A 1,558-nucleotide genomic window follows, 5' to 3' on the forward strand; every position below is an offset into this window, starting at 1 on the left:
ATTGACAATAAACTAATCACTTATAATATTTGCAAATAAATCTAGGATATTTCGAAATGGAGCCGGTTGACAACATTATACACGGTTTAGACCAAGTCAAGATCTCCAAGAAAATGTTTGTAGAAACTCGCAAAGAACCTATCAAAGACATTTATAAGATCACAAGAAAGATAGGAAGTGGCGCATACGGAGAAGTACGAAAGTGATATGTCAGAGACTCGGGTGAATTGCGCGCAGTAAAAATTATTAAGAAGAAAGCCTTAGCAGACGACGAAAGGAAGAAACTCAAGAATGAAGCGGAGATACTAAGACAACTGGATCATCCGAATATCATCAAGCTATATGAGATTTTCGAAGATAAAAAGTATTATTACATCATAACAGAATTTTTGACAGGTGGTGAGCTGTTTGAGAAGATCACGGACGAAGACTTTTATGGGGATTTCACCGAGAAAGATGCCGCCAATATCATGCAGCAAGTTTTCAGAGGTATCAATTATTGTCATGCAAGCAATATTGTTCACAGAGACCTAAAGCCTGAGAACTTGTTGCTTGAAAGCACTGTGACATCTGAAAATTTAGGAGGTAAGAAATAGCATGAAGATAAAAATTATTGATTTCGGTACGGCTCAAATATACGAAAGAGGTAGTAAAAAGAAGATGGAAGAGAGATACGGTACACCATACTATATTGCACCGGATGTATTGAATAAGAATTATGATGAGAAGTGCGATATTTGGTCTTTGGGGGTTATTCTATACATATTGTTAGTTGGTTATCCACCATTCAATGGCTCCGACGACAAGAAAATTATTGATGCTGTTAAGAAAGGAAAATATACGCTTGATGAGCCTGAGTGGGATGATGTTTCCGAAGAAGCAGTAGACCTTGTTAAGAAATGCCTCACTTACGACCCTGACAAGCGGATCAGCGCAGGCGAGGCCCTCGACCACGTGTGGTTCAAGAAATTCGCTAAAGTGGACAAGGTGAAGAAGTCGCTGGCGTCGAAGGCGCTGAGCAACCTGAAGAACTTCAGGGCAGAGCAGAAGCTAAAGCAGGCGACACTGGCCTACATCGTGCAGACATGCCTGACGAAGGAAGAAACAGACAAGATGGAGGAAATATTTGCAGCGATGGACAAGAACAACGACGGAATGCTTAGTAAAGAAGAGATATCCTCAGGGTACGAAGAACACTTTGGTATTCCTATCGATGATGAAGAGCTTGATAAACTATTTAATGCTATTGATACCGATGGCTCCGGTGCTATTGATTATTCTGAGTTCTTGATGGCTACCATGAATGAGCAACAACTTATGTCAAAAGAAAAGCTAAAGCAGGCTTTCAAGATGTTCGATAAGGATGGTTCTGGTACCATTTCTATTGAGGAGATTAAAGATGCTTTGGGAAACCTAGATGAAGAGACTGCTATCAAAATGATTAAAGAAGTCGATCAAGATGACGACGGAGAAATCTCGTTTGAGGAATTTGAAAAAATGATGATTAATGTTGTTAAAGTAACGGGGGATCCTAAGGGTGCTGGAGCTAAAGGCACTG

General features: G+C 40.1%; 1 protein-coding gene and 1 pseudogene. Both read left to right on the forward strand.

Features of this window, described 5'->3' with window-relative positions:
• The first annotated feature begins 212 nt into the window (after positions 1 to 212).
• Positions 213 to 596, forward strand: a pseudogene (locus KF816_17560) (protein kinase).
• A gap of 1 nt (position 597) precedes the next feature.
• Positions 598 to 1,558: EF-hand domain-containing protein (locus KF816_17565; GenBank protein ID MBX3009837.1), on the forward strand; the 961-nt coding region annotated here is incomplete at its 3' end.

This window comes from Melioribacteraceae bacterium (genome assembly GCA_019638015.1).
In the GTDB taxonomy this organism is placed as follows: Bacteria; Bacteroidota; Ignavibacteria; order Ignavibacteriales; family Melioribacteraceae; genus JAHBUP01.